The sequence below is a fragment of the Scytonema hankhaensis NUACC26 genome, from assembly GCF_045865695.1.
In the GTDB taxonomy this organism is placed as follows: Bacteria; Cyanobacteriota; Cyanobacteriia; order Cyanobacteriales; family Nostocaceae; genus Scytonema.
The window spans coordinates 98,759-121,343 of record NZ_BAACAP010000248.1; the positions used below are offsets into that span (position 1 = coordinate 98,759).

18 protein-coding genes and 2 pseudogenes are annotated in these 22,585 nt (G+C 40.5%); 7 read left to right on the forward strand and 13 right to left on the reverse strand.

Features of this window, described 5'->3' with window-relative positions:
- Nucleotides 1–31: 31 nt before the first annotated feature.
- From ACKTT2_RS45765 to ACKTT2_RS45790, 6 genes and pseudogenes are all read right to left on the reverse strand, one after another.
- Entirely contained in the window at nt 32–3,985 is a 3,954-nt protein-coding gene (locus ACKTT2_RS45765) for a DUF2157 domain-containing protein (RefSeq protein WP_407899252.1), read from the reverse strand.
- A gap of 272 nt (nt 3,986–4,257) precedes the next feature.
- Entirely contained in the window at nt 4,258–4,671 is a 414-nt protein-coding gene (locus ACKTT2_RS45770; RefSeq protein WP_407899254.1) for a DUF4351 domain-containing protein, read from the reverse strand.
- Between the two features lie 44 nt (nt 4,672–4,715).
- The gene (locus ACKTT2_RS45775) at nt 4,716–4,994 is read right to left on the reverse strand and encodes an RpnC/YadD family protein (RefSeq protein ID WP_407899345.1); all 279 of its coding nucleotides are present in this window, start codon (nt 4,992–4,994) and stop codon (nt 4,716–4,718) included.
- Nucleotides 4,937–6,134: pseudogene (locus ACKTT2_RS45780) on the reverse strand (IS4 family transposase). The gene ACKTT2_RS45775 and the pseudogene ACKTT2_RS45780 overlap by 58 nt, the downstream one beginning before the upstream one ends.
- 219 nt (nt 6,135–6,353) lie before the next feature.
- The gene (locus ACKTT2_RS45785) at nt 6,354–6,560 is read right to left on the reverse strand and encodes a hypothetical protein (protein ID WP_407899257.1); all 207 of its coding nucleotides are present in this window, start codon (nt 6,558–6,560) and stop codon (nt 6,354–6,356) included.
- A 333-nt stretch (nt 6,561–6,893) separates the two neighbouring features.
- Nucleotides 6,894–7,418 carry a DUF937 domain-containing protein gene (locus ACKTT2_RS45790; protein ID WP_407899259.1) on the reverse strand — a complete coding sequence of 175 codons (525 nt, stop codon included), beginning with the start codon at nt 7,416–7,418 and terminating at the stop codon, nt 6,894–6,896.
- Between the two features lie 228 nt (nt 7,419–7,646).
- On the opposite strand from ACKTT2_RS45790, the gene ACKTT2_RS45795 reads away from it, so the two are divergent.
- Nucleotides 7,647–8,444 carry an alpha/beta fold hydrolase gene (locus ACKTT2_RS45795; protein WP_407899261.1) on the forward strand — a complete coding sequence of 266 codons (798 nt, stop codon included), beginning with the start codon at nt 7,647–7,649 and terminating at the stop codon, nt 8,442–8,444.
- Nucleotides 8,445–8,603: 159 nt separating this feature from the next.
- On the opposite strand, the gene ACKTT2_RS45800 is transcribed toward ACKTT2_RS45795, so the two are convergent.
- Nucleotides 8,604–10,316 (reverse strand): sensor histidine kinase, encoded by a 1,713-nt coding sequence (locus ACKTT2_RS45800; RefSeq protein WP_407899263.1) that lies wholly within the window; start codon nt 10,314–10,316, stop codon nt 8,604–8,606.
- 201 nt (nt 10,317–10,517) lie between these two features.
- Here ACKTT2_RS45800 and ACKTT2_RS45805 point away from each other — a divergent pair, with 201 nt between their 5' ends.
- The 3 genes and pseudogenes from ACKTT2_RS45805 to ACKTT2_RS45815 all read left to right on the forward strand — a co-directional run bounded on the left by ACKTT2_RS45805 (nt 10,518) and on the right by ACKTT2_RS45815 (nt 14,947).
- Nucleotides 10,518–12,041: a YcjF family protein gene (locus ACKTT2_RS45805; RefSeq protein ID WP_407899265.1), complete on the forward strand. Its 1,524-nt coding sequence runs from the start codon at nt 10,518–10,520 to the stop codon at nt 12,039–12,041.
- A gap of 55 nt (nt 12,042–12,096) precedes the next feature.
- Nucleotides 12,097–12,892: pseudogene (locus ACKTT2_RS45810) on the forward strand (DUF4058 family protein).
- A 246-nt stretch (nt 12,893–13,138) separates the two neighbouring features.
- Nucleotides 13,139–14,947, forward strand: coding sequence for a protein kinase domain-containing protein (locus ACKTT2_RS45815; RefSeq protein ID WP_407899267.1), 1,809 nt, complete (start codon nt 13,139–13,141; stop codon nt 14,945–14,947).
- Between the two features lie 49 nt (nt 14,948–14,996).
- Here the strand turns inward: ACKTT2_RS45815 and ACKTT2_RS45820 are convergent, their stop codons facing one another.
- The gene (locus ACKTT2_RS45820; protein WP_407899269.1) at nt 14,997–17,120 is read right to left on the reverse strand and encodes a tetratricopeptide repeat protein; all 2,124 of its coding nucleotides are present in this window, start codon (nt 17,118–17,120) and stop codon (nt 14,997–14,999) included.
- 149 nt (nt 17,121–17,269) lie between these two features.
- Between ACKTT2_RS45820 and ACKTT2_RS45825 the strand changes: the two genes are divergently transcribed.
- The gene (locus ACKTT2_RS45825; RefSeq protein WP_407899271.1) at nt 17,270–17,986 is read left to right on the forward strand and encodes a rhomboid family intramembrane serine protease; all 717 of its coding nucleotides are present in this window, start codon (nt 17,270–17,272) and stop codon (nt 17,984–17,986) included.
- Nucleotides 17,987–18,294: 308 nt separating this feature from the next.
- On the opposite strand, the gene ACKTT2_RS45830 is transcribed toward ACKTT2_RS45825, so the two are convergent.
- Nucleotides 18,295–18,831, reverse strand: coding sequence for a pentapeptide repeat-containing protein (locus ACKTT2_RS45830; RefSeq protein WP_407899273.1), 537 nt, complete (start codon nt 18,829–18,831; stop codon nt 18,295–18,297).
- 515 nt (nt 18,832–19,346) lie between these two features.
- Here ACKTT2_RS45830 and ACKTT2_RS45835 point away from each other — a divergent pair.
- Nucleotides 19,347–20,141, forward strand: a complete 795-nt coding sequence (locus ACKTT2_RS45835) for an SDR family oxidoreductase (RefSeq protein WP_407899275.1) — start codon at nt 19,347–19,349, stop codon at nt 20,139–20,141.
- Between the two features lie 54 nt (nt 20,142–20,195).
- On the opposite strand, the gene ACKTT2_RS45840 is transcribed toward ACKTT2_RS45835, so the two are convergent.
- From ACKTT2_RS45840 to ACKTT2_RS45855, 4 genes are all read right to left on the reverse strand, one after another.
- A complete protein-coding gene (locus tag ACKTT2_RS45840; protein WP_407899277.1) occupies nt 20,196–20,486 on the reverse strand; it encodes a hypothetical protein in 291 nt (96 codons plus the stop codon).
- A 1-nt stretch (nt 20,487) separates the two neighbouring features.
- Nucleotides 20,488–21,132, reverse strand: coding sequence for a hypothetical protein (locus ACKTT2_RS45845; protein ID WP_407899279.1), 645 nt, complete (start codon nt 21,130–21,132; stop codon nt 20,488–20,490).
- Nucleotides 21,133–21,306: 174 nt separating this feature from the next.
- A complete protein-coding gene (locus tag ACKTT2_RS45850; RefSeq protein ID WP_407899281.1) occupies nt 21,307–21,648 on the reverse strand; it encodes a hypothetical protein in 342 nt (113 codons plus the stop codon).
- A 105-nt stretch (nt 21,649–21,753) separates the two neighbouring features.
- Nucleotides 21,754–21,945: a hypothetical protein gene (locus ACKTT2_RS45855; protein ID WP_407899283.1), complete on the reverse strand. Its 192-nt coding sequence runs from the start codon at nt 21,943–21,945 to the stop codon at nt 21,754–21,756.
- A 222-nt stretch (nt 21,946–22,167) separates the two neighbouring features.
- On the opposite strand from ACKTT2_RS45855, the gene ACKTT2_RS45860 reads away from it, so the two are divergent.
- Nucleotides 22,168–22,584 (forward strand): RNA methyltransferase substrate-binding domain-containing protein, encoded by a 417-nt coding sequence (locus ACKTT2_RS45860; protein ID WP_407899285.1) that lies wholly within the window; start codon nt 22,168–22,170, stop codon nt 22,582–22,584.
- Nucleotide 22,585: the final 1 nt, after the last annotated feature.

The following is a 22,585-nucleotide window of genomic DNA, read 5'->3' on the forward strand; positions in this document are numbered from 1 at the left end:
AAATTTTCACAAATCAGATAGGATTACTATGTTATTCCCAAGCTTGTAATTGCTGGTTAGCGTTCCGAAGTAAAGAATTCAATTGTTCGCGACGAGTTTCAAAATTAGCAGCGATGGTCAGGAGTGCAATCCCAACAAACAAGCCAACAACCCATTTAAAAAATGGATATTGCAAACTCAACAGTACGAGTTGATAGAAACTTGTAATAAAAAAGGCAGTGACGCCAACATAAAGAAAAGCTCTGACGCGCAATGCTAATCCAGAAAAGACAGCTATGAGACTGAAAACACCAGGTATTAAAGGCGCATATTGATTAAACACGATCGCCCAACCACAAATCAGACCGCAACCCAAAAGCCGCAAAAAATGACGGGAGGATTTCATGTTGGGTAATTTCAGCTCGGGTTCAAATTGAGCAACATATAGTATTGATAAACCAATAGAGGTAACATACCACAAAGGAGCGGTGAAATTTAAGACTAAAAACCAACGGAACAATGCCCAATTTCCTAGAACCAAACTGATATAAGTTAAACGGAATTTATGACCCGTTTTGGCAATAATGGTATAAAAGCTAGCAGCAATCAGCAAGCTTATTGGTGAAACTTCTACTCTAGTTTGCCATAAAAATATCAGTGGGAGGAAGTATGCTGACATACGCCAAGGTGTTTGAGACCACCCCCAAGTTTCCCAAGGCAAAATGTAGAGGAAATAAGCAACGACTGATGCGATCGCACCTTCCCATGGAGGCAACTGTTTCTCTAACAATCTTATAATTGGAATGTCTGGTAAAAAAGCCCTCAAACAAGCGATTTGGAGTAAACCAATGTAAACCCAGAGAGAAGATAAGGAAATTGCTTTCCTATCGGGATTTTCCGACTGAGTTCTACCTTGAAAGATAGCGTAACGAATTAAAAATAACCCCGTTCCCAAACCAAGAGTTTTTGCTTCTACAGTGCTAAAGCAAGCAGCAACTAACAAACTGCTGCTCAAAAACCAGTGAATATGAGCAACGACGTTGAGTTCTTGACTGGTTAAACGTAAGTACTTCAACAGCCAAGGCGAAAGGACACGATAGGCATACATAATACCAGTTCCAAGAACGGACATGGCAATGAAACCATCGCCATAGGCTCCTCCTGAAGCTTGTAAGAGTTGGTATAACAAAAGTTCGTATGCTGCAACTGAAACTCCAATCAGCCCTAAGTAAACCAATGGTTTATATTTTTGGTGGCGTCTCCCCACACCAATAGCAATTAAAGCCACAGCAAAGGATGATAAACCAGTCCAGTTCGTTAAGGTTTGGGATCGCAGCAAAACACCAAAAACTCCGTACATTAAGGGTAAAATGTGCCAACGGTTTGGAAGTTTTGCCAATTGGTGTCGTCTTTGCCACCACTCTCCTAAAAGTTGAGTCATTAAGCCTAAAGCAACGTTGGCGATTGCTATCTGGATGAGAGAATGTTCGCTAAAACCAAGTAATTCAGCGACTAATAATTCCAGACACCAACCAATGCCATAAAATCCCCAATCATTGGGTTGCTGCCAACTACGATAGACTATTGCTGATAATGCGATCGCACTGGAAATTAAATACAAAAATCCTGGCTCTACTAGGTTTTGATAGACGAACAAAGAGTGAGCGCTGAGTAACAATAACTCAGCCGTGCATAACGCAATCGCCCATTTATCAAATGCGATCGCATAAATTTGTGGCAAGCTTGAAGGAGCAACAGGAGTCTCTTGATTCTCTGTCTCCTCAGAGCTTTGTGTTATTTTTTTATTTAATAAACTACGTAATATCCACAAAATAGTGATGGTCGCTGCTCCTATCAAAAACCAACCAGGAGTTGATAGTCTTGAGAATCCAGGCACACCTTCCCATAATAAAGCAGCGATCGCACCCAACCCGTAACCCACAGTCATTATCGCCCATGAAGTGTGTCGCAAATAATACGTATTAACCAACATCAAAGCGACGGCGACAACCAAACCAATTAACCGACCTCCAATCAAAGGCAAAGTGAGTAACTGAGCCAGCCCCAAAGCAGCAATACTCAACAAAATGTTAGACATGGAACGCGATGCAGCACTGGTTTGAGTTTTATATCCCCAACTTGCAAGACTCGTGAGTGTCATTGGAATTGCCAACCAAATAAGACCCCACTGTTCTCTACCATTACCAGAACCAATCCAGGCTAGATTAGCATTTTCCCAAAATAGAATGTAGCTGAGTACCGCTAACCCCGTACCCATATGCCAAGCACTACGCCGCCAGATTCCAAGCCCCGGACTGAATAACCACTCTGCAATGGCAAGAACTAACAAAAGACTTGCCCAGACTTCCTGAGTTAAAGTTGGTAATAGGCGGTCAACTACCGAGCAAATTGTCAGCACAAGAGATATTTGGGTCATGTATACCAAATAATCCCTTGTACGAGGATGTCTTTGACTAACTTTCCATAAAGTGATGGTGGATAAAACTAAATTGATAGAACGAAGTGTAGGATTTGCCAAACTCATAGCTGTCAGCAGAACCCCAAATAGCAATGTTAGCAATTCCGCAAAATGAGCCAATTTCACCTTGTGGGTACGATAAAATCTATCTGCCAATGCCAACATAACAATAACGTAGGGAAATAAAGCAACACTCAACAATTGCCAAGGTGCATTTTGGGAACCCACCAGTCGAGTTGCCAGAGTGACAAGATTTTGCTGGAAATTTTCAGGTACTAACCGCCAACACAGCCAAATTGTCTCTAGCCCAATAACAAAAATTGCTCCAACATCTGCTCTCACACCACCACGATGCAAGCGACGCTTGAAAAACCACAAACCCAAAAAACTTACTGCTGTGGCTTGCCAAGGAAATGGCGAACCTACCGATACTAGCCATCCTAGCAATAATAAGACACCACCAACAGGTTCCCAGGAAAGATGAGACGGGGATAAGGGATCTGCTCTGGGATCGGGGGTTGGGGGAGATGATAACCAAGTTATTAAAGAGCCACAAATACCAAGCGCTAATCCTAGTTGCTGAATCTCGACATTGGCAATGAAGATTGCTCTTCCTATAAGTATAATTAACGCATAAATAATGACAAATGTATATAAATTAATACTTGATTTTTTTGTAGGAGTTGTCGAATTCTTATAATTAAGGCGATAAATACTAGCGATCGCTGTTCCTACAGTTGCACAATATACAGCTACAAGAGGAAACCCCAGTAATTGCCAACCCCAATGCAAGTATGACAGCCCTAAGATATTAAATAAAATAGATTTTGAAATATTAGTTTCAAATACCCGATTGTGACTAGATAAGATGGTAACAACTGTAAGGACAGTCGAAGCTATAGCAATGACAATCCAGTTCAAAGGATTTTGCCATAGTTGAAAACTATCCATTGCCCAGAAGTTCACAGGGATCAACAAAAGAGTCACAATCAGCAATGCCTTAGTCGTCAAGCCAAGATTAGATTGTTTGCCAGTCCAAAAGCTAACTCCCCAAAAACTTAAGGTGTAGGCAAGCAAAACTCCATATTGCCCAAAAGCGGGAAACTTATCCCATTGGCTAGCAGCAAGTACCCCAGAGGACAACACAACCAAGAACATCCCTAAGAACAGCAGCCAACGGACGCTTAATTCTTCCCCTAGTGACTGTAACATCCGGGCAAGAATGTTGGGTTTTTGAGGTTGCGATAAGCCGGGTACGGCTTGCGCCAAGGGCGAACGTTTGCTTTCAGGTAGAGACGTTACAGGTAATTTCTCTACAGGACTAGGCGTAACTAGTTGTTGTGGTTCTGGTAGTACTTGAGGTTGCAACACCACACGACATACTAAATGTTCTCGGCAAATTTGCCGCACTTGAGCATCAGATATCAAACCCAAATCTAGCCACAAATCGAGTCCTTGTAGTAAATCGGGATGAGAGGATGGTAGCCAAAGTTCTATTTTAAGTGGAGGATCGAGGTTTGGTGACATAAGCAGCACGCTATCGGCGCGACTCTTACATCATCTTTGCGATTTGGGTAAATGTGCCACTATTTTGTGCCAGTTAATTCACCGAATGATGTAAATTTTTGCTAACTTTAGACTACGCAATCGCTTCGGCGCAAGCCGTACTCGGCTTAGGAACTTCCAAATAAAAAATATTCAATTTTCTCTTGTGGTGCGGGCTTCTAGCCCGCCACTAACATAGGACAGGCGAGGACGCCCGTCCCACAAGATTGGGTAATTTATTTCTTAGAGCTCCCTTAACTGCGAGCTTGCTCCAACCAATTCTCTAAATCTGATACTTCAACAAAATCCAGCAGAGCTTCACTCAAAGCCTCAGTTCGATCCAAAGGTAACTCACGAACACGTTGCTCTAAGGATGGCTCAATTGTACCTAAGCGACGATTTAACTGTCGGAGAACTAGCTTTTGTGCCTCTTGCTCCATTCCAGTTTTCATCCAACTCGTGACAATTTCCATAACTTTTTCCTCCTGCTTTAGACCCATACTATCAAGCTCACGCTGAAAAACCTGCTCTTCTAACGCATTTAACTTTAAGTAAGTATCCACAAATCCAGAAATTAATTTGATTCGAGCCGGATCGAGCCGTAAAGTTGCGAGCAATCGCAAACACTCTGCTTTCACCTTCGCTCTATCTTCTGGTGCAATTCGCATTTTCGCCCTTCGGGTTCGCCAGTTCCCTACGACGGGAAACCCGCCTACAGGACTGGACTCACCATCAAAGCTGCTGCTACTGGATTTTTGTGTTCTAGAAAATCTCGCCAATTAAGCTGATTTAGTTGGATTGCTGTAAAGTTAAACTCCAGTACCTTTAAATTTGGAAACTCTACTTGATACTGTTTTCGTTCTTGCCGTTTTGGTTCATCAAAAGAAAATACGACAACTGGATAGATAGGAAGCTGACGGGGCGACAAAAGGGCTAGGATGCAGATAGAATAAGCTCCATAGCTCTTAGACCTCGTTGATAATACTTCCATTTATTGCGATGTAATCTCATTAATTCCGTGACTAAATCTTCAGATGATTCCATGAAATTAACCCATGTTTGACCATATAATCCAATATAAAAACTACTATGTCGCCTTTCAATACGTCCGTATTCTTTCACGCGACCCACATATTTTTGGACACCTTTTTGTTTAATTTGTTGTCCATGTATTGTGGCAGATGTGTAGGCGATAGGCGAAGCGCCTAACGGCTTAAGCCGTATCGCTATTAATAAAATTAGAGATATTAAGCGTTTATCTGAGACCTTCGTCTCTTCTAAATTATAACCTCCGCTCTTAAAGTCCCGAAACATTTCTTCTATATCGAATCTTCTTCTATAGGCAGCGAGCCTCCTAAGGGAGGAGCTTCGCTAACGCTAACTCTAATGTAGCTAAATTTGTAATAATAAACCATGCTTCTTTTGGTGCTATTCCTTGAATTTTACGTTTCCATTTACAAGCCACATTAAAATTGCCAAATCCTTTTTGTTTGGTCACTTTAACTCCTTGGAAAAACCCCGAAACTCCTGGTGAGAAACCTAAATCATTTAACTCTTTCCAAATCTCAGATTCGACTTCAACAAATTCATTCTTTTTCAGACGAAGACAGAAAGATGCATTCTGCTCTCTGAGCCAATTTGCTAGTTTAATAGAACAAAATTCTCGGTCTCCTAACAGGCAAATTTTGTAATTTTTAAACACCGGTAAGACTTGAGATATAATCAATTTTTGTTCATCTATATTACTGCTTCCTAATTTGGGTAAGAGTTCAAAATATACAGGAAAAGCTCTTTTATCCCAAACTACGCTAATCACAAAGAGATTAATGCAACTCCATGCAGTCCGGTCAATGACTACATAAATCATTTTGTCAGAGGGAAAATATGTTAACAACCATGTAGTAACAATTGGAAACCAAATTTTTTCAATTGTGAAAAAGGGCAATGATAAAAATCTTTGTAATTTTTTTCTTCTACTTTCAAATGTAATGGGAATCGGCAGAGCCGTTGCTAACGCTTCCAAACTGACTTTTTTAACTAATTGTAGAACATTAATTAAAATGGTTAACAACAAATATTCGGTTGGGCTAAATTGACTTTTTAAGTGTGTTTGGTAAAATAGAGGTATCATTGTCATTAGATAGGTCTTGTTGACAAAAGTAGACCGATCTTTTTTTACCACAAATTGCTACACACTTTATCACGTCAGCTTTTCAGGTTACTTTGTCACCCCCTCAGGATAGGAAGCAAGTATTCTTGATGTAGCTTAGCGAAATAGAAAAACATTCGTCGCGCAAATTCAGATTCGGTGTAAGACTGATTTTCTACATGAATAATGAAACAAGTTTCTTTACCTCGAAACTTCACTCTTTGCAAGCAAATCAATAATTTTGCGTTCTCCAGTTATGAGGTCAGTAAAGTACTCTTGTGGTAAAAAGGTAATGGATTCACGCTCAAGATAATTTGCTACTTCTGGTAGAAACAACTCTACGAACTCTACAAAAAACGTGGACAAAAGAGTTTTGAAGAGTTGGTCGTGGTCAATCTGCTCGGTCATGTAAAATTCTTCAAATAATGGAAAAACAGGGGAATTTAGATAAAAGCTTCCTTCCCGTTAAAAGATTATCTATTGAAATGAACCGCAAAGACGAGTCAGTGTGTCACGAGCGGTTTAGTGTGATACTACGAAACACATTTATGAAGCTCATGAGTTCAAGCATTAGTAACAGCTTCAAGGCACTTCATACTTACAGAGCGTAAATTTTCCCATAAATAACTTTCTTGAAAATCAAACAATATGCATTGGGCGTTATTTAAAGTTAGTGAATTCTCATTGCCCATAACAAGAGTATCCAATGCCCAATGCCCTGTTCGCAATTCCTTAAGGATGCTACCTTCCTAAATAACGACCTGCCATTTGCATAGCGTCCATAATGTCAACATCGCCATCTCTGTCAGAGTCAAGGAAAGAATTCAGGACAGGATTTCCTCCTGCTTGGGGATTCTGAGAATTAGCTCCCGAGCGCAACAGATTTAATACCAAGGGAACCAAAATTGGTAAGAGTTGTTGAACCATACCAGCATTTAAGCCCGTGCGCTGAGAAACAGCATTAGCAACTTGTTGCTGTACAAAAGGAGGAAATAACGAATCAACAGCTTGAGTGTTAGGAGAAGTCCCACTGTATTGATTTACAACCTCTTGTGCTGCTTCGTTACCTTCTGTATTTTGCTTTTCTTGTAACGCGGAACGCACGTAGTTGCCTACAATACCTAAAGCTGATTGCATTGTTGAGGAATCTGTACCAGTATTGCCACTTAGTTGCTGTACTGTGTTAAGAATATCACCCAATTGTCCGGTATTGCCTTGTTGGTTAGGATTGTCAAGTGCATTGATAATCTGGTCAAAAAGCCCCATAGGATTGTTTCTCCTTGTGTTACGCGACCACCAAAATAGATTCTTACACAGAAGCTGCATCTTGCGGGAAGGCAGAAGAAAAGAGAGTTTTTCATTGACTGTTTATTCAGTCATAATTAGAATAATAGTGGCGACAATAACATAAAAGCGAACACAGACTTGTTATCAAATAATGTTGACCCTGTGATTCGTCAAATGCGCCCGTGTAACCTGATAGAGGATACAAAGATGGATTTACATTATGAAATTCAAGGAAACGGCGAGCCGATTGTCTTCCTTCATAGTGGTGGAACAGATCTGCGCGATTGGGAATTTATTGCTCCAAAATTGGCTCAATTTTACAAATGCATAGCCTACGATGGTCGAGGTACAGGACAATCCCCATCGCCGATTGAGTTCGGTGATTACGTTGAGGATTTGAAAAATCTTCTTGATTTTCTTGACATCGATAATACGGTTTTGGTGGGACATTCAATTGGTGGACGAATTGCGACCGATTTTGCTCTTGCATATCCGCAACGAGTATCGAAACTCGTTCTGGTAGCTTCCGGACTGACAGGATACCAGTTTTCATCCGAATTGGTTCAAAGGTTTCAGGAGATTCTATCTGCGGTTCCAAATGTCGAGAAAATGACACAACTTAGTTTGGATTTACCCAGTTATCAAGTGGTGCTAGCAAGCCCGCAACGCGATCGCATGATAGAGATGGCAAAGCACAACACGCGACGAGGGCTTGAATGGCAGCACGTGTGGAAGGACGTGCAAGTTTGGGGAGAATTACCACCTATTCCCCCATTGAATGAGCTTGCAGTCAAAACCCTATTTATTATCGGTACCCAAGATATTGAGGATTGTTTCCGCATTGCAGACTTATTCAAACAAGTTCCTGACATTCGCTTTGCCCGCATTGAAGGAGCAGACCATATGCCGACTCTAACTCATCCATTGGAGGTTTCTAGTCTTATCGGAGAGTTTCTTGGTGAGGCGAAATATAGCGGTTTTCACTTGGGTACAATACATAAATAAAGTTATGGAACCGCAGCCTGTAGCAGATGAACGCGGATAAATTTGTACTTCATTCAAGTGAAAACCGCTACAATGCTCTACACTTCTTTTAAAGAGGAATGTGTTTGTTTTAAGCTTTGGGCATGGGCAATATTCCCATACCTGCAACATCCCACTCCTTCAAGGGTGGGATGAACTCAATTTAGAATTAGTTGGGAGAAAGACTGTAAACTCAGTTCCTTTATCTAACTCCGACTTACAGGCGATCTTACCACCATGTTTTTCTACCACAATCTGATAAGTAATAGCTAAACCCAAACCAGTACCTATACCTCTGGGTTTGGTAGTAAAAAATGTTTCAAATATTTTGCTCTGATTTTCTAAGGAAATACCCGAACCGTTATCTCCAATTTGCACGGTAAGTAAATCTAAATTGCCAAGCTCAGTGGTAATTGTAATTTCAGGTGAGAAATAAGGGTCTTTGCTAGTTTTTTCTTCCAAAGCGTCAATAGCATTGGATAATAAATTCATAAATACTTGGTATAGTAATCCAGGATAACCGGGAATATGGGGAATATCTCCATAGTTACGTATGATATTAATACCTTTTTTTAAACGATTTTGCAAAATTAAAAGCGTACTGTTCAAACAAGTATGTATATCTACAAATTGAATATCTCCTTCATCCAATCGAGCAAAATCTTTTAAACTCCGAGCAATTTCACGGGTTCTCTCAGCACCAAATTCTATAGAAGTCAACAGTTTTGGTAAATCGACTTCTAAAAATTCTAAATCTATCTCCTCAGTGAGTACTTGAATGGAAATGGGAGGGTTGGGTATTTCATGTTTGTAAGTTTGTAACAGAGTCATAAGATCGGTAGTATAATTTTTTGCATGGACGAGATTGCCAGAAATAAAATTAACAGGATTGATAATCTCATGAGCAACTCCTGCAAGCATTCTTCCTAAACTACACATTTTCTCGCTTTGAATAAGTCGAGCTTGGGTTTCTGCTTGTTGTTCTTTCAAAAGTTTCTTGACCTGTTGGATTAGCTGGTTGAGAGCAATTGCTAATTCCCCAACTTCATCTTTTGTAAGAACGGGTGCTTGTAAATCAAAATTTGCTTCTTTAGTAACTTGTTTGGCAACTGCTGTTACCACTTTTATAGGGTAGGCAATAGTACGACTCGTGTAGAAAGCCAGTAATGTCGCAAGTGCTGTAGAGAGCAGTATACTTCCTATGATAATATGAGCTTGTAGTGTAGCTGCTTGACTTTGGGCTACATCAGCTTGTTCTTGGTGCTCTCGAATTGATAGTGTAAATTTTGTTAATTCATGAATAAATTGATTAAATTGAATTGCCGCAGGATTTTGATAAAATTCCCAAATGAGAGATTGCTCTCGCAACTCTTCTGGAGTCCCATTAGATCCAAGTTGTTGAAGTAAAGGTTTACACTGTTGAAAGTATGTTGTGACTATCAGTTTGTGCTTTTCTAGAAAAGCTTGTAAATCTTTTTGAGAATGCGTTTGACTAAATTCTTGCAACTGAGCGAGCAACTTTTCTGTTTTTGTGAGATTAATTAAGAATTTAGAATTTGCTGCTTGCAACATCTGGGGCTGTTTTACAAGAGGTACTATTTCCTCCTGATGGCTTTTGATTTCTAATAAAGTACCTTGCAATTCGCTTAACAGTCCTCCTTCTTCATCGGCTACCATCATTTGATATCTGGCTTTTTGATAGTAGCGATCGCCTATTCCCAATCCTGTTGTGGTTCCCAAAATAGCAATTCCCAGCGCCAGCCCATATCCCACGACAATTTTTTGTCGAATACTGAGTTGGTGGAATGCCCGTTTAACTATATTAGGATGGCTCGCTTGGGGTTTCAAAGTCATGCTGCACTTAAAATGAATTTTTTTAGCAACTAGTAGAGCGAGAAAAACGAGGAATCTTTCTGAAAGGACTACAGGCTAAATTTTATACAAAATATCTGATAGTTTAGCAAATCACCATTTCAGTTCCCTGGTGACAAATACGGAAACTATGCTCAAACGATTAAGATCGAAGCATCAGAATACGTATTTATATCTTTGACTATGCCTCTATATCGTGCGATCGCATTGATTGTTGGTCTTATTATCATTCTGGCACTTAGCCTGTGGTTGATTAATTCTCTGATTCAGCTTTACTGGCAATTATCTTGGACTTCTCCCATACTGGGCAACTTACTGTTGATATTAGTCGTTATTTGTATAGCAGCCTTAATTGCTGGATTTGTTTACTATATATTAGTCATTCAGACAGGAGAGCAACGTCAACGCCGCAAGCGGAGACAGCAAGCAAATATCCAGGTTCCAGACGCTCGCCCGGAAGCGGCTTCTTCCACTTTACAAGCTGTGCGACAGCAGTTGGAGCAAGTTCAAGATGAAGTCACCCGTCAAGCTTTACTGAGCAAATCGCGAGAAATAGAAGCGAATCTAGCCCGTGGTGAAATTCAAGTTGTGATATTCGGTACGGGGAGTGCTGGAAAAACCTCTTTGGTAAACGCAATTGTGGGACGTGTGGTTGGTAAGGTTGATGCGCCCATGGGAACCACTCAAGTGGGAGAAACTTACTGTTTGCGGTTAAAGGGATTAGAACGCAAAATTTTAATTACGGATACACCAGGGATTTTAGAAGCAGGGGTGGCGGGAACGGAAAGGGAACAGCTCGCACGAGAACTAGCAACGGAAGCAAATTTACTGTTATTTGTCGTAGATAATGATATTCGGCGCTCGGAATACGAACCGTTGCGAGCTTTAGCAGAAATTGGCAAGCGATCGCTTGTCGTCTTCAATAAAATAGATCTCTATACAGATGAGGATAAAGAAGTTATTTTGGCTCGTTTGCGCGAACGAGTGCGCGGATTGATTTCACCAAGCGATGTTGTAGCAATTTCTGCCAATCCTCAAGTGGTAGAGTTAGAAGAAGGCGGTATCTTTCAACCAGAACCCGACATTTTACCCTTACTTAAGCGCATGGCAGCAATTTTACGAGCAGAGGGTGAAGATTTGGTAGCTGATAATATCCTCCTGCAATCCTTACGCTTGGGTGAAGAAGCACGAAAAATTATAGATGCTCAACGCCGCCGACAAGCTAATAAAGTAGTCGAGCGATTTCAATGGATTGTGGCTGGTGTAGTTTCCGTGACACCCATTCCCGTAGTTGATTTGCTAGCAACAGCTGCTGTTAATGCCCAAATGGTGGTAGAGATTGGGAGAGTTTACGGTTGTGATTTAAATTTGGAGCGAGGAAAGGAATTGGCACTGTCTTTAGGGAAAACTCTTGCTAGTTTGGGAATAGTTAAAGGAGCTTTGCAGTTACTTACTGTGGCATTACAGACAAATATTGGTACTTTTATTATTGGTAGAGCCATTCAAGGCGTGACTGCGGCGTATCTAACGCGGATTGCAGGGAAAAGTTTTATTGAGTATTTTCGCAATGACCAAGATTGGGGTGATGGAGGTATGACTGAGGTAGTGCAGCGTCAGTTCCAACTCAATCGCCGCGATGAGTTTATGAAGTCTTTTATTCAAGAAGCGATCGCACGAGTTGTTAAACCAGTGACCAGTGACCAGTGACCAGTGACCAATGACCAATGACGGAGCAACAATTATGCCTTCTCCATTTCCTGGGATGAACCCATATTTAGAGCATCCTAGTTCTTGGCCAAACGTTTATCATCGATTGATTACTGCGATACGGCTTTAGCCGTTAAGCCTCCGGCTTATCGCTGACTCAATATCTCCCCAACTACTGCCTAAATATCAAGTTCTGATTGAAGAGCGAATTTATCAAACGATTGGGGAAGATTCACTACTAGTTGGCATACCTGATGCAGTTGTCAAACCAACTCAAGCTACACATCCTCCAGTGAAGACGAATGTTGCTGTTTCTTACGTATTAACTCAACCAGTAACAGTTATATTACTGTTGTCTGACAACGTTAGGCAAGGGCATTTAGAAATCCGAGATATAGCAACAAGTGAAGTAGTGACAGCTGTTGAAGTTCTCTCTCCAGCTAATAAGCGTCCAGGACAAGGAAGAAAACAGTATGAAACTAAGCGTCAAACTATATTGGAGAGTACGACTCATTTGGTTGAAATTGATTTGCTACGGCATTAGGAACCCATGCCTACTTTATAGTAATAACATTCAGACCAATTATCGAGTTCTTGTGAGTCAAAGTTCTCGCCGCCCCAAAGCCGATCTCTATGCCTTTAATTTGCCAGACCCCATTCCCAGTTTCAAGTTGCCTTTGCGCACTGAGGATGTGGAACCTGCAATTGATTTACAGGAGCTACTGAATGGAGTCTACGATCGCTCTGGCTATGGCTTTGTCATTGATTACAGTCAAGAACCCGTACCGCCTTTGTCAAAAGTAGATGAAGCTTGGGTGGATACGTGGTTGAGAGAAAAAGGACTAAGGTAAACAATTAAGATAAGCTATTATTCTTTTTATACTCTAAATTTTTGTTATTGTCTTTCAGTATTAACTCTACTCATTTCCCAAGAAGTAATACAAAACACTATTTCTGGTATTTTTTATCGTATAAATACTTAAATAGTATGTTATTGTTAAATTTAGATATTGCTTTGTTCAATTATTTACATGGCATTCCGGAAACAGGGGGCAAAAATAGAAAACCTATATAAGCAGTGACTTAGTAGCTAGCGAATGACAAACTACATGATAGGCAAGGTACTACAAGGACGTTACCAAGTTGTCCAGAGCTTGGGGGCTGGCGTATTTGGTGAAACATACGTTGCTGTAGATATCGAAAATCCAGAGAACCCTAAATGCGTCGTTAAACAACTAAAAGTGACTAGTACGCAGCCTAGTTACTTACAAATCCTTAGATTGCGGTTTCTAACAGAAACTGAAACACTAAAACACCTCGGACATCACAAACAAATTCCCGAACTCCTAAGCTGTTTTGAGGAGAACGAACGGTTCTATTTGGTACAGGAGTTTATTGAAGGTCACTCAGTGACAGCAGAATTGCCCATTAATCTAGATTTGGGCTATGTGTGGAATGAGAGCGAGGTGGCTGAGTTTTTACAAGAAGTTTTGAGTATTCTGGATTTTGTTCACTCTCAAGGTGTTATTCACTGTGATGTCAAGCCAGAGAACTTAATCAGACGTGCTTGTGATGGGAAATTAGTATTGATTGATTTTGGCTCAATTCAGCCGATTGATTTTGGGTCAGATGCGGTACTGCCTATTTATAGGATACCAGTCACTTCGTTGGGCTATATCCCACCAGAGCAATTTGTAGGTCAAACGCAACCCAATAGTGACATCTACGCTTTGGGTATGATTGCTATACAGGCTTTGACAGGACAAACACCCCTGCAATTAAAGGTAGATCCTAGCACTCACGAGATTCTGTGGCGTTCTAGCACTACCCCGGTGAGTGATTATCTCGCGGCGGTCATCAGCCAAATGATTCGCCATAACCATAAAAATCGCTATCAATCTGCGAGTGAAGTCTTGCGAATGCTTCAGCAAAAGCCAGATGAAACTTGGGACTCGCAAACAGTGATAGATGTAAAATATCGCGTTTCAGATAGCGATGATGATACTCAATCAAGAGTCAGTACCAATAGCAGCCATTCTTCTGCAAAATCATCTCTGTTAACGGGGATGAAGGTGGGATTAGCCGCTAATTCTTTGGTCATGGGTTTTGGTGTTTATTCCATTGTTTACAACACTCCTGCTGTATCTTCATCCTCAGAAACAGAAACTTTATACAAAGCAACCAAGCAATTTCAATCGGGTGACTTGCAAGAAGCCATTGCTTTAGCTAAGTCTATTCCTTCAAATAGTAATGTTTATCCTGAAGCACAAACGAGTATTGATGAATGGGAAAAACAATGGAAAACGGCTGACGAACAGTACAAAATAGCCGAAAAAGCTTTTCAAGAAGGTCGATGGGCTGAGGTTCTTCGCGCTGCTTCTAAAATGCCTGATAATTTGTATTGGCAATCAAAAACCGACACATTAGTCGAGCAATCACAAGCACGCATCGAAGAACAAACAAAAGATTTACTATCTAAAGCTTATGAGAAAGCGACCTTAAAAGACTTTAGCACTGCACTAAACTATCTCCGCCAAATTCCTCAAGAAACTTCCGCAGGAGAACTCGTTCAACAAAAGTTGGCTGAGTACAATCGGAAGAAAGAAGTTAGAGCTTCTTATTTGTTACAGAAAGCTTATAACAAAGCTTCAGACCGCGATTTTGTGGGGGCTGTCCAATTTCTCCAACAGGTTCCCAAAGATACACCTGTTTATGCCACTGCTCGAGTTAAGTTAGTGGAGTACACGCAAAAACAACGCGCACAAGCTGAAGGTCAAAAGATAGCTTCTTCAAAGTTAACGAATTCTTCTTTAGATATGGTTCAGCCGTTTACAGATAGTAGTTCCACAACTAGTTTACAAAATTTCAACCCAGACAATGAGTTGTATGAAGTCAACATAAGATAGTCAATGGTTAAAAAAACTTTAGACTCTGTAGAGAACTCATAGCGCATCTCTATCGTGGAGGTGGGCTATTAGGTGTCTCTACAGGTTTTTGAATTGGTAATAATAACAACTGTTCGCGGGCGCGATCGCGAGCATCGATGGCTGGTTGATAATCCGGTTTAAGTTTAAGCGCTTTATTGTGTGCTGAGATAGCATCTTGATAGAGTTTCAAGTTCAACAAAGCATTCCCTTTGCTATACCAAGGTTCGTAATGGTTGGGTTCTTGAGCGAGCGCTCGATTGTAAGAAACGATCGCTTCTTGATATTTTTTCAAGTTATACAATGAATTTCCCCGTCCATACCAAGCTTGATAGTTACCACGCCTGAATTGAACGGCTTTATCATAAGATAGGACTGCTTCTTCATAACGTTGCATTTGATGAAATGACCAAGCCCGTCCATACCAAGCTTGATAGTTACTGGGGTTATATTTAATAACTTGCTCAAAAGAGTCTACAGCTTCTTGATAGCGTTGTAAACTGTTGAGTAAATTTCCTCTAGACTGCCAAGCCAAGTAGTTATTTGGTTTGTATTGTACGGCTTTCTCGTAAGATGAGATTGCATCTTGATAGCGACGCAAATTCACCAGAACATTACCGCGACTGTACCAAGCGCGATCGTAAGCGGGTTTGAGTTCAATAACTTTATCATAAGCCACAATTGCTTCATCATAGCGTCTTAAATTATTGAAAACGAGCGCCTTATTATACCAAGCTTCATAATAATCCTGTCGTAATTCAATAGCTTTATTATAAGAATCAATGGCTTGGTCGTATTGCTTGATTTTTGTTAACACATCTCCTTTCTCATTCCAAATTTCCGGTTGATTCTTATTCAATAACAAAGCTTTATCCAAAGAAGAAACCGCTTCTTGATATCTTTGTAACTGACTCAAAGTAAAGCCACGACCGCGCCATGCTTCCAAATAATCTGGCTGTAATTGAATGGCTTTATCGTAAGCAGCAAGTGCATCTCTATATTCTTTCAATTCATATAATGTTTTTCCCTGACCGTTCCATGCTTTCGCATAATCCGGTCTGAGTTCTAATGCGCGATCGTATGTTGAAAGAGCATCTTTATAGCGTTGCAGATCGTAAAGTGTATTGGCTTGCTGATACAATTCTACAGCGTTAGTAGAATTAATCGCGTTCCCAACATAGATAGAACCTGCCGTACCCGTACCTATTAAAGTGATTGCTGCTAAAATTTTTAAGAATATATTTTTACGAGATTTGCCACGAGTTTTTATCTGACTTTTATAATTTTGTTTATTGATTGAAGGAGGGCTTAATGTTACAGTTTTAGACTGAGATTTGTTTAATTCCTTCAGTGCTTGTAAAGCAACAGAAGCAGAAGAATAGCGCTCTCGGAAGTCATAGCGCACCATTTTATCTAAAACTTTTGCAAAATCTTCGCTAACTGAAACGCGCTCGCGCCAGATAATTTCGCAAGTCTCAGCGTCTTTCTCCAATTCTTCAGGAGATAATCCAGTCAATGCTTGAATACCCAAGATTCCCACAGCATAGATATCGCTACTAAATTTAGGATTTCCCTGTGCTTGTTCGCTAGGAATATAGCCAGGAGTCCCAATAGCAACAGTAAATTTTGTGTGGTTATTGGGGCTGACAACTTGAGTAGCGATTTGTTTAACTGCACCGAAATCAATAAGGATTAATTTGCCATCAGAACGGCGTCTGAGGATGTTATGGGGGTTCACATCGCGGTGAATGACTTTTTGTTGGTGAACAAATTCTAAGATGGTTAAAATTTCTTCCAAAAGGGCAATAACTTGGTCTTGAGGGAGAAGTTTTTCAGGTATGATTTCATGACTGAGATCCGAGCCTTCAATAAACTCTTGTACGAGGTAGAATTCCTCTTTTTCCTCAAAATACGCCAAAAGTTGGGGGATGCGATCGTGAGTCCCCAATCTAAACAAAACTTGAGCTTCCGTATCAAATAAACGTCTTGCTGTTTCTAAAGTAACAGGGTCATTCGCTTGAGGTTTAAGTTTTTTAACAACACATTGCGGAGAACCAGGTAAATGGGTATCACTAGCGATAAAAGTTTCGCCAAATCCACCTCCTCCCAAGTGACTGATAATTTGGTATCTTCCAACAAGTGTGTTTCCTAACATTCGGTTTACCCAGCCTAGTCCTGACGATTCTGATTTCATTTTAAAAGGGAGTAGGGGAATGAGGTAAGTAAATACTACTAACTATGTACGGGCGCAAGGCATTGCGCCCCTACTAACCACTAACTACTAACCCCTAACCCAAAATCAGCATGATTCCTATTGGTGATAACGTTTTCTTTTTCTCGCGCCGAAAGCCAATCGTTGTTTATTTGCTGATTGGCATTTATCTTGCTTTATTTTTTTGGGAACTGAAACTAGAGTTAAGCGGCGAGTTGGGTACTTTTGTCAATACTTGGGGTATTATACCCGCAAGAATAAGTGATGCGATCGCGACAGCGTTATCTGGTAATCCGGCGGCTTGGATAGTTGTGCTGATGCGTGCGACTTGTCTGCTGACGGGAATGTTCCTACATGGCAGTTTTAGTCAAATTTTAGGTAATTTAATATTTCTGTGGGCGTTTGGTAGAACTATTGAAAGTATTTTGGGATATAGGCGATTCTTATTACTTTACTTAGGTTCCGGTTTTTTAACCTCGATTTTACAAGTCTTAATTGAACCGAGTTTGACAATACCATTGATTGGTCCAAATGGAGCGATCGCTGCTATTTTAGGAGCTTATACTCTGAAATTTCCCAAAGCCAAAAGTGACACAATTCTACCTTTATTAATTATCTTTATTCCCATACAACTACCTGCCATTTTCTACTTATTTTGGTGGTTTGTACAGCAATTATCTTATGGCATTGGCAGTTTAAATATTCCTAATGGTGTTAATCCCTTCAGCATTGGTTATTGGGCGCATGGTGCGGGGATCGTTTTTGGAGCAGTGTTGATGAAGTTATTGTCTCATACAAGTCGGAAATAATTTACGGGAAGTTTTATCGTTACTCCCGAACCGCCAGCTATATTACCTAAACAAGTAGGGTGGGCACTGCCCACCGTTCGCGCTTTGTAGGGCATAGCCCCACCCTACTAAGATCGGTAATTTTATGTCAATGGGAGAAACTCAAGGCAGTTCCCAACTGGCAAGAGCAATTAAGGGGTTTTGTCGCTCGACTCATATCAGATCTACCCAAAGACGACTAACAATGGGTAGAAGTTGGTAGCAATTAGCTAACTGTTGCTACCCCTAACCCTCCCCAATTCATCGGGGGGATTAAGGAGGGTAAATATTTATTCTGATGCTTCTGAATCTAAAAGAGTTCCTTCTAAATTAGCTCTTTCCAAATTAGCACCATTCAAATTAGCATCTTGAAGTTCCGCTTGGCTCAAATTAGCATCTGTTAAGTCAGCAACAACTAGATCTGCTCCACTCAAGTTTGCTTGCTCTAAATTTGCAGCTGTTAAATTCGCTTCATGTAAGTCAGCCTCATTTAAAGTAGCAGTTACTAAGTTAGCAACAGTCAAATCAGACTGAGTTAAGTTAGCATTATCAAGTATGGCTCCGTCTAGAATTGCTCCATCTAAAATGGCTCCTCTCAAATCGGCTCCACTTAAATTTGCTTGAGTTAAATTCGCTCCATTAAGATCCGCATTTGTCATACTAGCTTGGCTGAGATTAGCACCATTGAGATTTGCTCCATCTAATACAGCCCTATCTAAAATAACCTCACTGAGATTCGCTCCTTCAAGATTTACCTCACTCAGTTCAACTGCTGTAAAATCTCTAACACCTGCTGCATATTGTGAGAGGAGTTCTGTTGCTTTCATAACTATTACCTAACTCAAATGACTCACAACTAGTAGTTTTCTACAAATACCTTTAGTGGTAACTTTTTTCTTGAATATACACTGGCATTCCTTTTAATTTATCAAAGCTAGATTCTAAAATATGTCTATCTAAAGTCGGAAATATAGTAATTCTATTTAATTTGAAAAATACACGTAGGTAGGGCTAAAGCCCACCAAAAGGGGAGTATCCTAATAGGAGGGCATTGCCCTGAGAATAGAATTCTCTTGCTATACAAACGCTCGTCCGCCTATGCACTCCATGCACGCTGAACGCGGACTTAACATAAAGTCCACGTAGGTGGACGAGCGTTTGTATAGACGCTATTTTAATCGCGAGCGTGTTTTTTCCAAATTGGGATGCTCCCACCAAAAGTCTTAATGGTGGGCATTGCCCACCCTACAGTGCTTAATATTTTCACAAATCATTTAAAATAACTATACTCTCTGGATACCAATAAAGAATACTTGAAGAATCAGGAAATTTTATTAAGACTATGACACAGTTATTAGACAAAGTTGTATGGATTACTGGTGCTTCTTCAGGTATAGGAGAAGCTCTAACTTATGAAATAGCACGACAAGGGGCTAAAATTATTTTGTCATCCCGCCGAGAAAATGAATTACTTAGAGTCAAGAATAATTGTTTCGGAAAAGTCGAAAATTATAAAGTTCTTCCTCTCGATCTAACTAAAGCAGAAACATGGCGCTCGTCCGCCGAACAAGCTGAAAGTTTTTTTGGACAAGTCGATATTCTAATTAATAATGGAGGAATTAGCCAGCGATCGCTTGCTACCAAAACTAGTATAGAGGTTGAAAGAGAAATTATGGAAGTCAATTTCTTTTCCGCGATCGCTCTCACAAAATATGTGTTACCGGGAATGATAGCCAGAAGAGCGGGGCATATTGTTGCTATCAGTAGTCTTGTGGGAAAATTTGGTACGCCATTTCGTTCCACATATGCTGCTTCCAAACACGCATTACATGGTTATTTTGATTCTTTAAGAGCAGAAGTTTGTAAAGACAACATACAAGTTACGATAATTTGTCCCGGCTATATTCAAACCAATGTCTCAATTAATGCATTAACAGAAACAGGAGATAAATATAACGAAATGGACAAAAATCAAGCAGAAGGATTACCAGCTGCTCAATGTGCCAAAGCAATAATCAAGGCTATTCAATCGAATAAAGAAGAAATTTATATTGGTGGAAAAGAAATTGCTGGAGTGTATCTTAAACGATTTTTTCCAAATTTATTGTCAACAATTGTACGTCGAATACAACCATAGAATCAAATCCAAGTGAGGCTTGTTCAATCCAAAGTATAAAATAATATAACATTTTTAAGAACCTAAACAAGCAGGAAGTTGGGACACTGAACCCTTTGGAGCAACAGTAGGTGTATCTGCTGTAAGAATCACCTCGCCATCCCTCCCATAGATCCATCCTTGAGCTTCAACCAGTAGCGCAGAAGTAGAAGAATTGTTGGGTTTGCTATCAGTGTTAATATCTTCCGATCGCAGAGCGTTTTCTTGTAGTGTTGATACACTTGCGCTTTGGACGGTCGGTATCTGATAAGTCTGATAGGACGCAACTAGGGCTCTATCGCACTCGATTGTCACTCGAAAAGTCAAATTATCTCACTGTAGCTTTACGGTGCTGTCGGTACAATACAAAAGCAGAAGTCATTGTACCAATCAGCGCGATCGTATTATCCGGTTCTGGCACTTTTTGGGTGAATGGGACTTCAACAGTACCAGTAACGCGAGCAATACCCGTTGTTGGAATGTTTGGGTCGAAACTAAGTTGATATGTTTCCGCCAAAGTTAGTATACCAGTCGCACCAAGAAACAAGACTTCACCGCCAGCAATTGTATAGATATTAGTAGCACTGCCCGTAAGAGTTGTAAAGTCAATCACTCCAGTTGCGTCATTAGTACCGAACAATCTATTGCCACTGCTACCAAATAACGCTACCTTACCTTGTGGCAGGTTTGGCAAACTGAATGTTGCTGGATCGGTATTAAAACGAAAAGAGCCAGTTGTCAAATCAATTTGAGTGTAAGTCGAACCACTGACTTGACTCAAACCATAGGGAGCATCAGTGCTTTCTCCAGAAATAGTTGTTGCCGAAACATTTGGCGTTATGGGTACGGACGTTGACGATACCTCATAAGTAGCATTGAACGTATATGTAGTTTGAGCTTTTGCACTTGTGTCAGTCAAACTAAGACCTAGTAAAGTGAAGGCAACAGCAGCTACAGTTGATGAGCGGTTCATAATTCACCTACTTTTTCGTAGAATTACTGAATATCCTAAAATAGGATACACTAGTTTAAAATTCTTTTTGTGCTACCTAAATAGTTTTCCTGACAAATGCCAGTTCTCTTTGCCGAACGCTAGGAAAACGACAGTTGTGAAATATTTTGACTTCCATCGATCGACAGTAATAAATTAGTCCTCGTCTTCATCTTCCTCATCTCCAAGAATGTTAAACATTGTATCCATACCTGCAACTAACTGTTGTGCAACATTCATCAACTGCCGTGCATCTTCTTCTGAAGCGATGTTAACGTAGAGGCTTTCTGTATCTAAGCCTGCATACATGGGGTGATATATAGCAAAAACTCCATCACTCTCGTTTTCGTACAGTTCGATCTCCGTGTAACCCAAAGCTTCTCTGTTAATCAATTCATAACCGTTTTCAAGCAGCCAGCTAGACCAATTCCCCTCACCAGCACGAGGTAATTCAGATAACTGCTTGGTCTGCCAGTCCATCACTTTCATTGGATTCATGGTTGATTTCCTTTGCCCTGCGATAAGCGAGCGATTACGGAAGACAGCCGTATCGAATTTTCTAAAAAATATAATAGCAAGTAGAATACCACCGCTTCCAAACATCTAATTTCCTGTCATTATCCATTCACGTGCAGCTTTTTCAGCAGCTTCAGGAGCAAAGTAGAGCTTGCGTTGACCAAAGACAACACCACCAGAGCTAATAACTCGAAACTGCCAACAATCAGTTTCAGTGTAATAAATTACTAGTATATAATTATGGATACCAACAACTGCATGAACGAGAGTACTAGTCATCTTGTAGCAGACAAAAGTATGGTCTTTAACACAAAGTATAAGGGCGCTCAGGGGAAGCTAAATCCTTCGCAAGGGCAATTTTGAAGGAGAGTGAAAAAAAAATTGTCATTTGTGGTATTATACATCTTACTCAAAAAACAAATTTTGCGGTATTTTGCCCGCTACCCGTTATGCATTTTGGAATTTTAGTTGTAGGAAGCGAGATGGCTTCCCGAAAGGAGGATGACTGGAGCTAAATGTTCCGGTCGCGATCGGCTTGACGTTGAGGCTGCGTTAGCCGAAGTCAAAAAGCTTCAGTTTGACCGCAAATATCGTGATGCCTCTGGATTGTTTTTCATTGAAGGTGTACGGAATTTCGTACAAGCAATTGACAACGACTTTAATGTATCCACAATCCTATTTAGCGAGAAACTGCTGACAGCACCCCTAGCAAGAAAGCTAGTTCGCCAAACTCGGCGTAAAGGTGTGAATAGCGTCTCCCTTACACCAGAACAATTTCGACAAATCTCTCATACCGAACGTGCTTCAGGTGTTGCGGCTATCTTGCGTCAGCGCTGGTTCGAGTTGCACGATGTTTCTCCACAAACTGGTTTGTGCTGGGTGGCTCTTGAGACTGTGCGATACGGCTTTAGCCGTTAAG

Coding starts and splice junctions, on each gene's coding strand:
- ACKTT2_RS45765 (WP_407899252.1), bottom strand. CDS start 3,985: ATGTCACCAAACCTCGATCCTCCACTTAAAATAGAACTTTGGCTACCA.
- ACKTT2_RS45770 (WP_407899254.1), bottom strand. CDS start 4,671: ATGCGAATTGCACCAGAAGATAGAGCGAAGGTGAAAGCAGAGTGTTTG.
- ACKTT2_RS45775 (WP_407899345.1), bottom strand. CDS start 4,994: ATGGAAGTATTATCAACGAGGTCTAAGAGCTATGGAGCTTATTCTATC.
- ACKTT2_RS45785 (WP_407899257.1), bottom strand. CDS start 6,560: ATGACCGAGCAGATTGACCACGACCAACTCTTCAAAACTCTTTTGTCC.
- ACKTT2_RS45790 (WP_407899259.1), bottom strand. CDS start 7,418: ATGGGGCTTTTTGACCAGATTATCAATGCACTTGACAATCCTAACCAA.
- ACKTT2_RS45795 (WP_407899261.1), top strand. CDS start 7,647: ATGGATTTACATTATGAAATTCAAGGAAACGGCGAGCCGATTGTCTTC.
- ACKTT2_RS45800 (WP_407899263.1), bottom strand. CDS start 10,316: ATGACTTTGAAACCCCAAGCGAGCCATCCTAATATAGTTAAACGGGCA.
- ACKTT2_RS45805 (WP_407899265.1), top strand. CDS start 10,518: ATGCCTCTATATCGTGCGATCGCATTGATTGTTGGTCTTATTATCATT.
- ACKTT2_RS45815 (WP_407899267.1), top strand. CDS start 13,139: ATGACAAACTACATGATAGGCAAGGTACTACAAGGACGTTACCAAGTT.
- ACKTT2_RS45820 (WP_407899269.1), bottom strand. CDS start 17,120: ATGTTAGGAAACACACTTGTTGGAAGATACCAAATTATCAGTCACTTG.
- ACKTT2_RS45825 (WP_407899271.1), top strand. CDS start 17,270: ATGATTCCTATTGGTGATAACGTTTTCTTTTTCTCGCGCCGAAAGCCA.
- ACKTT2_RS45830 (WP_407899273.1), bottom strand. CDS start 18,831: ATGAAAGCAACAGAACTCCTCTCACAATATGCAGCAGGTGTTAGAGAT.
- ACKTT2_RS45835 (WP_407899275.1), top strand. CDS start 19,347: ATGACACAGTTATTAGACAAAGTTGTATGGATTACTGGTGCTTCTTCA.
- ACKTT2_RS45845 (WP_407899279.1), bottom strand. CDS start 21,132: ATGAACCGCTCATCAACTGTAGCTGCTGTTGCCTTCACTTTACTAGGT.
- ACKTT2_RS45850 (WP_407899281.1), bottom strand. CDS start 21,648: ATGAATCCAATGAAAGTGATGGACTGGCAGACCAAGCAGTTATCTGAA.
- ACKTT2_RS45855 (WP_407899283.1), bottom strand. CDS start 21,945: ATGACTAGTACTCTCGTTCATGCAGTTGTTGGTATCCATAATTATATA.
- ACKTT2_RS45860 (WP_407899285.1), top strand. CDS start 22,168: ATGACTGGAGCTAAATGTTCCGGTCGCGATCGGCTTGACGTTGAGGCT.